6 protein-coding genes are annotated in these 7,509 nt (G+C 71.6%); 2 read left to right on the top strand and 4 right to left on the bottom strand.

The genetic code is table 11. From position 1 onward, the window contains the following. Positions 1 to 279: 279 nt before the first annotated feature. The gene (locus F3T56_RS28360; RefSeq protein WP_172639177.1) at positions 280 to 2,118 is read right to left on the bottom strand and encodes a S9 family peptidase; all 1,839 of its coding nucleotides are present in this window, start codon (positions 2,116 to 2,118) and stop codon (positions 280 to 282) included. Between the two features lie 140 nt (positions 2,119 to 2,258). Here F3T56_RS28360 and F3T56_RS28355 point away from each other — a divergent pair, with 140 nt between their 5' ends. Together F3T56_RS28355 and F3T56_RS28350 are read left to right on the top strand one after the other, a co-directional pair. Next, entirely contained in the window at positions 2,259 to 2,660 is a 402-nt protein-coding gene (locus tag F3T56_RS28355) for a nuclear transport factor 2 family protein (RefSeq protein WP_149828204.1), read from the top strand. A gap of 74 nt (positions 2,661 to 2,734) precedes the next feature. After that, entirely contained in the window at positions 2,735 to 3,565 is an 831-nt protein-coding gene (locus tag F3T56_RS28350) for an SURF1 family protein (protein ID WP_172639176.1), read from the top strand. Positions 3,566 to 3,592: 27 nt separating this feature from the next. On the opposite strand, the gene F3T56_RS28345 is transcribed toward F3T56_RS28350, so the two are convergent. The 3 genes from F3T56_RS28345 to F3T56_RS28335 all read right to left on the bottom strand — a co-directional run bounded on the left by F3T56_RS28345 (position 3,593) and on the right by F3T56_RS28335 (position 7,492). Continuing rightward, complete coding sequence (locus F3T56_RS28345) at positions 3,593 to 4,966, bottom strand: hypothetical protein (RefSeq protein ID WP_281291914.1); 1,374 nt, start codon at positions 4,964 to 4,966, stop codon at positions 3,593 to 3,595. 236 nt (positions 4,967 to 5,202) lie between these two features. Next, positions 5,203 to 5,811, bottom strand: a complete 609-nt coding sequence (locus tag F3T56_RS28340) for a SigE family RNA polymerase sigma factor (RefSeq protein WP_149828201.1) — start codon at positions 5,809 to 5,811, stop codon at positions 5,203 to 5,205. 607 nt (positions 5,812 to 6,418) lie between these two features. After that, on the bottom strand, positions 6,419 to 7,492 hold the full coding sequence (locus F3T56_RS28335; RefSeq protein ID WP_149828200.1) for an aspartate-semialdehyde dehydrogenase: 1,074 nt from the start codon (positions 7,490 to 7,492) through the stop codon (positions 6,419 to 6,421). Positions 7,493 to 7,509 lie beyond the last annotated feature (17 nt).

The raw sequence follows: 7,509 nt of genomic DNA, 5'->3' as shown, positions 1-7,509 counted from the left end.
GTTGGCGGGTGCGGGTGGGTGGGGGCTTGTCGCGCCCACGCGGCGGAGCCGCACATCGACACAGCCCCGCGCCCCTGAAAAAGCGGGGGCTGCGCCCCCGGCATTTTCATCGGCCCGCAGGGCCGTTCTTTCAGGGGCGCGGGGAACTGCGCGAGCAACCCAACACAACCCGCACCCGCCATACAAACCGCACCCCCCGAGCTCTCACGCGAAGCGGGGTCGAAGGGGCGGCAGCCCCTGGGGGACGGGAATGGGTAGGGGCGGCGGGGGCGAAAAACCCTACTGTCGTGTCGCCAGGTGGCGGGTCGCGAAGTCCAGTTCCAGGCGGAGTTGTTTGATGCGTTCGTCGACGACGAGGGAACCGTGGCCGGCGTCGTAGCGGTAGACCTCGTGGACGGCGCCCCGGCCGGCGAGCCGGTCGACGTAGTTGTCGATCTGCTTGATGGGGCAGCGGGGGTCGTTGACCCCGGCGGAGATGTAGACGGGGGACTTGACCGCGTCCACGTACGTCAACGGTGAGGACGCCTCGAAGCGTTCGGGTACCTCCTCCGGCGTGCCGCCCAGCAGCGTGCGGTCCATCGCCTTGAGCGCCTCCATCTCGTCGTGGTACGCGGTGACATAGTCCGCGACGGGAACGGCGGCGATGCCGAGGGTCCACGCGTCCGGCTGGGTGCCCAGGCCGAGGAGCGTGAGGTAACCGCCCCAGGAACCGCCCGTGAGGATCAGCCGGTCGGGGTCGGCGAAGCCGGAGTTCACCGCCCACTTCCGCACCGCCTCGATGTCCTCCAGTTCGATGAGGCCGACGCGGTGTTTGAGGGCGTCGGTCCAGGCGCGGCCGTACCCGGTGGAGCCCCGGTAGTTGATGCGGATCACGGCGTAACCGTGGTCCAGCCACGCCGCCGGTCCCGCCGCGAACGCGTCGCTGTCGTGCCAGGTCGGGCCGCCGTGGATGTCGAAGACGGTGGGGTAGGGGCCGGACACACCGACGGGGCGCTGGACGAGGGCGTGGACCCTGCCGCCGGGGCTCTCCACCCAGACGTCCTCCACCGGCACCGAACCGGGGCACCTCAGGCCCGGCGGATCCAGCACCACCTCGCCCGTCGTCGAGCGGACCACCGGCGGTTCGGCGGCCGACGACCACAGGAACTCGACGCTGCCGTCGGGGCGGGCCGTGGCCCCGGAGACCGTGCCTCTCGGGGTTTCCACGCACTCCAGGCGGCGGGTCGCGAGGTCGTAGCGCCACAGCTCGCTGCGGGCCTCGAAGCTGTGGGCGACGAGGAGGGCGGAACCGTCCGGGTACCACTCGGCGCTCAGGTCACCCTCCAACTGGTCCGCCAGTCCGAGGTCCGTCTCCTCCCCCGTCGACGCGTCCCATACCAGGGGCTCCCAGCGGCCGCCCCGCTGATGCCCGATCAGCAGGCGGGTGTCGCCGTCGACGGGGGCGAAGCCCATGACCTCCAGGCCCAGCTCGACCGTGCCGCCCTTGGTGTCGTCGAGCTCGGCGACCGTCGTACCGTCCGCGCGGACCACGCGCAGCGCCGAGTGCATCGCGTCGCCGTGCTCGGTGTGCTCGATCGCGATCAGCGTGCCGTCGTGCGAGAGGTCGCCGACGCCGGCCGATTCCCGGTGCCGGTAGATCTCGAAGGGGGCCACACCCCGCCGGGCCAAATGGATCGTCGAACCGTCCTCGTCCGTCGAACGGCCGACGATCGCCGTGGCCCCGTCACGGCCGATCGCCAGGCCCGCCGGATACGACGGGTCGAGGCCCGGTGTCGCCTCCTCGTCGGGGCCGCCGTGGAACGGCTGGCGGCGCCACACCCCGAACTCGTCGCCGTCCTTGTCGTCGAACCACCAGATCCACTCGCCGTCCGGCGAGAGCACACCGTCCGTCGTACCGTTGGCCCGGTCCGTGACCTGGCGCTGCTCGCCGGTCGTGCGGTCCCACGCGTACAACTCGTATGTCCCCGTGGCGTTGGAGACGAACAGCGAACGGTGCGGTGCGTCCTCCGCCCAGTCCGGCAGCGACACCCTCGGCGCCCGGAACCTCTTCTCCCATTCGGGCATGGACCCGCTCTGCTCCTGCTGCTCCCGCGGGGTGGCCCCGTTGCTCTCAGTCATGGCCCCATACTGCCCCGACCGTGCGACATCGCGCCGCCGAGGCCCCCAGCCTGTGGATAACTTTCGACACACCGGAACCTCTCCGATGTCGAATATCCAGGTCAGGGCCGATTGTCAGTGGCCCGGTGCAGACTCGCCCCATGACCTCAACGACTCCAACGACTCCAACGACCGATCTACGCAAGGCCGTCGAGACTTTCTGGGCCGCCACCCAGGCCCGGGACTGGGCCACGTTCGCCGAGACAGTGGCGGAGGACGTCGTGTACGAGCTGCCGCAGACGCGGGAGCGCATACGCGGCAAGGAGCGGTATGTGGAGTACAACCGGGAGTATCCGGGTGACTGGCACACCCGGGTACTGCGGATCGTCGCCGAGCCGGGGCAGGTCGTCAGCTGGGTCCACGTCTCCTCGGGGCTGGAGGAGATGTACGGGATCTCCTTCTTCACGGGGGACGAGGACGGCCGGATCTCCGCGGTCACCGACTTCTGGCCCGAGCCGTACGAGCCTCCGGTCGGCCGGGAGCACCTCGTCGAGCGGTACTGAGCGGCGAGCCGCGAGGGCCGCGGGGGCCGACCCCGCGGCCCGGCGCCCGGCGCGGGCACCGTACGGTGGAAGGCGTGTACCGGTTTCTGCTGACGCCCCGATGGTGGGGGATCAACGTCTTCGTGCTGCTCGCCATCCCCTTCTGTGTGTTCATGGGGTCGTGGCAGCTGAGCCGGTTCGAGGACCGGATGGCGGACCACCGCGCGGCGACCGAGCAGATCGACCCGGCGAACCGCGCTCCGGCGCGTCCCCTGGACGAGTTGCTGCCGGTGGACAAGGAGACCTCCGGCGAGCTCGCCACCGTGAGCGGGCGGTACGGCGAGCAGCTCCTGGTGCCGAACCGGACGCTCGACGACAGGAGCGGCTTCTACGTACTGACGCTGCTGCGCACCGACGAGGGCAAGAGCCTGCCCGTCGTACGGGGCTGGCTCCCCGGCACCGCGGACGCGGACCGCGCTCCGGCCGCACCCGCCGGCGAGGTCACCGTGACCGGCGTGCTCCAGGCGTCCGAGACCCCGGGGTCGAACGGCGTGCCCGTGCAGGGCGGTCTCCCTGCCGGGCAGACCGGCGCGATCAGCGCGGCGGCGCTTGTGAACCTGGTGCCGGACGACCTGTACGACGCCTGGATCACGCTCGACAAGGGCGACTCGGGTATGAAGGCCGTGCCCGCCACCGCCCCGCAGGGCACCGGGCTCGACCTCAAGGCATTCCAGAACCTCGGCTACACCGGCGAGTGGTTCGTCTTCGCCGGCTTCGTCGTCTTCATGTGGTTCCGCCTGCTCCGCCGCGAGGTGGAGTTCATCCGGGACTCCGAACTGGGCCTGGTCCCGGACGAGGACGGCAACGGCTCCGCTGAGGACCGTGCCACTGAGGACCGGTCTCGGGAAGCCGAGCCCGCCCAGTAGAACAGGCCCCCGTCAGAACAGGCCCCGTCACGAAGTCGTCAGCAACCCCGTCCGGTAGACCACGCCCGCGCAGGCGTTGCTCACGGTGGTGCTGAACGAGGCCACGCCGCCCTCCGCCGTGTGGGAGACCAGGACGCTGCCATCGACGACGCCGTCCTCGGTGAGCATCTGGGTGGTCACCGAGTTGCTGCCGTCCGAGGTGGTGGTGCTGCTGCCGGTCCCGGTCTCGTTCTCCGTGGGAGTCGGGTCCGGGGTCGGCTCGCCGCCGCCGGTGGTGCTGCCGGTCGTGTCACCACCGCTGGACGGGCAGGTCTCGGAGGGCACCCAGGCGAACTGCACCTGGTACGAGTTGCCCGGCGCCAGCACCAGCGTGGTGGGGGACAGCGACGGGTCGGGCAGCGCGGTGGCCGCGTCGCCCGCGACATGGTTCGCCACGCTGATCTTGGCCGCGTCCGCGGCGCCCTGCGCGGTCGTACTCACGGCGCCCGCGCCGGCGACCGTACAGCTGCTGTCGGAGATGTTGGACACCTGGAAGCTGCCGTAGACGGCACCGACGGAGTCCGGGGCACCCGCGCTCGCGCTCCCGCCGAGCTGGGCCGCCGTACAGGCCGGCGCGCTCGCGGGGGTGGGCGACGGCTCGGGAGCGGTGCCGGTGGAGCCGTTGCTCTCGCCCTTGTCCTTCTCGTCCTTGTCCTTGCCGCTGCCCTTGCCGGATTCCGTGGAACCGCCGGAGGAACCGCCCGACGAACCGTCCCCGCCGGTCTGCCCCTTGGACTGGCCCTCGTTGCCCTGGGTCTCCGAGCCGTGACCGGCGACGGAGGGGTTGACCTCGGAGCCGGTGGAGTTGGAGACGTGGACGAGGGCCGGGACGGCCGTGCCCATGAAGAGCGCGGCGGCCGCCATCCCGACGACGGCCTGACGCTTACGCGCCCGCCGAGCCGGTACCGCTCGCCGCAGATGCTCCAGGGTGCCGTCACGCGGCTCGATCTCCGCCACGACCTGGTGCAGCAGATTCCGCAGCACCAACTCGTCCGAGTCCGAGCCGAACCCACCCGGCCCCGGGCCGACGGGCCCAAGACCGTTCGCACCAGGCCGACCGGTGTCCCGGTCGCCCGTGCTCTGGTCCCCCGGCCCCTGGCCGTTCGGACTCAAGCCGTCCGAGCCCAGGTCCACCGAGCGCCGGCCGTCCGAGCCCACGCCCTCCGAACCCCGGTCGCCCGTACGCCGATCATCCGAACCCGAGACGCCCGAACCCGAGACGCCCGAACCCGAGCCCTCCGCCCCGGCGCCCTCCGTCCCCGAGCCCTCTGGCCCGGACTCGTCCGAACGCAGACCGTCCGGACCGCGGCCTTCGAGACCCTGGCCCTTGGTGGGGCCTTGTTCTTCGGGGCCGTGATTCACAGTTCCGTTCCCAGCGTGCGATTGCGTTTCTTCGTGCTCGTCGAGCCCGCGCCCCCCGGCGCGCTCGTCATCCCGGCGGCCCTCGACGCGCCCATCGTTCCCGCGGCCCTCGACCGGCTCGTGCTCGTCGTCCCGGCGCCCCCAGGAGGCCCGCCTCCGGGCGCCGAGCTCATCGTGCCCGTCGCGCCCGGCGGGTCCATCGCGCCTGTCGGGTCCCTCATCCCTGGCCGACCCGCTCATGCCGACGCCTCCATGGCGACGCGCAGGGCCGCGATGCCGCGGGAGCCGTACGCCTTGACCGAGCCCAGCGATATGCCGAGCGTCTCGGCGACCTGGGCCTCGGTCATGTCGGCGAAGTAACGCAGCACGAGGACCTCGCGCTGACGGCGCTGCAGGCCCTTCATCGCCTTGATGAGGGAGTCGCGCTCCAACTGGTCGTACGCGCCCTCCTCCGCGCTCGCCATGTCGGGCATCGGCTTCGAGAGGAGCTTCAGACCGAGGATGCGGCGGCGCAGGGCGGAGCGCGAGAGGTTCACGACCGTCTGGCGCAGATAGGCGAGCGTCTTCTCGGGGTCACGGACGCGCTTGCGCGCCGAGTGCACGCGGATGAAGGCCTCCTGGACGACGTCCTCGCAGGAGGCGGTGTCGTCGAGGAGGAGGGCCGCGAGGCCGAGGAGCGAGCGGTAGTGGGCGCGATAGGTCTCGGTGAGATGGTCGACCGTCGTACCGGAGGCCGACACCGCGGACGTGTCGTCGTCCGCTCCGTCACGCTGACTGGGTATGCGGGTGGGCCGCGCCGCGGGCATGGGCGCGATCACCGGCATGCCGCCGGGCGGCCCGGGCATGCGGGGACGGCGGGGTGGACGAAGGGCCGTGCCCCTCGCCTGTACCGCGGTGAAGTCGAGTACCTCTGCCACGCCTGTTGGACCCGCATCCCCCCGTCGGGGTTGTACGCGAAAGGCATCGCTTTTGCGTCAGACCGCACACTCGTCCGCACACCCGTCTGTACGGCACCCCCCGCGCCCGTGGGCACGACCGACCGAACACCGGACAGCGCGTCGAACGCTCTCATGCGTACCAGCTCTTCCCCTATGCCCCAAGTGTGCGACGCCCAGCCCCGCCGAAGGGCGCTCGTTAAAGACGCTCCCCGTCCGCCGCACGGTTGCGGCGGACGGGGAGCAAAATCCTCGATCACCGGGAGGCCTGAATCAACCCGGAAAACTTTCGACGACCGACCGAAAATCCTCCACCAGTCGAACCGCCGTCTCGAAGAACTTACACGCCACCACCGACAACGGCGCCCACAGCAGTGGATATCGCCCACCGGCGGGCGGCAACAGCCGGTCTACACGGCGGCCGGCCGCCGCGCACCGGATTCGGGGAACAGTGCACCGTAGGACAACGGACCGTGCACCCAAGGGCAACGAGCCTTCCCCCACCCGAAGCTGCGCCCTACGCCGCCAGCTCCCCCGCCACCAACTCCGCGATCTGCGCCGCGTTCAGCGCGGCGCCCTTGCGCAGGTTGTCGCCGCAGACGAAGAGTTCGAGGGCCGTCGGATCGTCCAGGGCCCGGCGTACGCGCCCCACCCAGGTCGGGTCGGTGCCCACCACGTCGGCGGGGGTGGGGAACTCCCCGGCGCCCGGGTCGTCGTACAGCACGACACCCGGGGCGGTGGCGAGGATCTCGCGCGCCTTGGCGACCGTGATCTCGCCCTCGAAGCGGGCGTGCACGGTCAGGGAGTGCGCGGTGACGACGGGGACGCGTACACAGGTCACGGCGACCGGCAGGTTCGGCAGGCCGAGGATCTTGCGGGACTCGTCCCGTACCTTCATCTCCTCCGAGGACCAGCCGTCCGCGCGCGGCGATCCGGCCCACGGCACCACGTTCAGCGCCACCGGCTCCGGGAACGGCCCGGTGTGGTCGCCCACGGCCCGTCGTACGTCACCGGGGCTGGTCCCCAGCTCCGTACCGGCGACGAGGGCGATCTGCCGGCGCAGGGTCTCGACGCCCGCGCGGCCCGCGCCGCTCACGGCCTGGTAGCTGGACGCCACCAGCTCGCGCAGCCCGAACTCGGCGTGCAGCGCGCCGAGCGCCACGATCATGGAGAGGGTGGTGCAGTTGGGGTTGGCGACGATGCCGCACGGGCGGGCCCGCAGGGCGTGCGGGTTGACCTCGGGGACGACGAGGGGCACCTGCGGGTCCATCCGGAAGGCGCCCGAGTTGTCCACCACGACCGCGCCCTTGGCGGCCGCGATCGGCGCCCAGCGCTCCGCCACCTCGTCCGGTACGTCGAACATGGCGACGTCGACGCCGTCGAAGACCTCCTCCGTCAGCGCCGCCACCTCGACCTGCTCCCCGCGCACGGCCAGCTTGCGGCCGGCCGAGCGGGGGGAGGCGATCAGCCGGATCTCGCCCCAGATGTCCGCGCGGTGGGACAGGATCTGGAGCATGACCGTGCCGACGGCCCCGGTCGCACCCACGACCGCGAGCGTCGGCCTGCCGGAGCGCCCGGCGTCAGCGGCCATCAGCGACCAGTGCCGCC

The organism is Streptomyces tailanensis, assembly GCF_008386495.1.
Classification (GTDB): domain Bacteria; phylum Actinomycetota; class Actinomycetes; order Streptomycetales; family Streptomycetaceae; genus Streptomyces; species Streptomyces tailanensis.
The sequence above is the reverse complement of the archived record's forward strand: the minus strand, read 5'-3'. Positions and strand labels throughout refer to the sequence as shown.

Bases quoted from the DNA above. Each gene is read 5' to 3' on its own strand.
- F3T56_RS28355 (WP_149828204.1), top strand. From the start codon at position 2,259: ATGACCTCAACGACTCCAACGACTCCAACGACCGATCTACGCAAGGCC.
- F3T56_RS28340 (WP_149828201.1), bottom strand. From the start codon at position 5,811: ATGCCCGGGCCGCCCGGCGGCATGCCGGTGATCGCGCCCATGCCCGCG.
- F3T56_RS28360 (WP_172639177.1), bottom strand. From the start codon at position 2,118: ATGACTGAGAGCAACGGGGCCACCCCGCGGGAGCAGCAGGAGCAGAGC.
- F3T56_RS28335 (WP_149828200.1), bottom strand. From the start codon at position 7,492: ATGGCCGCTGACGCCGGGCGCTCCGGCAGGCCGACGCTCGCGGTCGTG.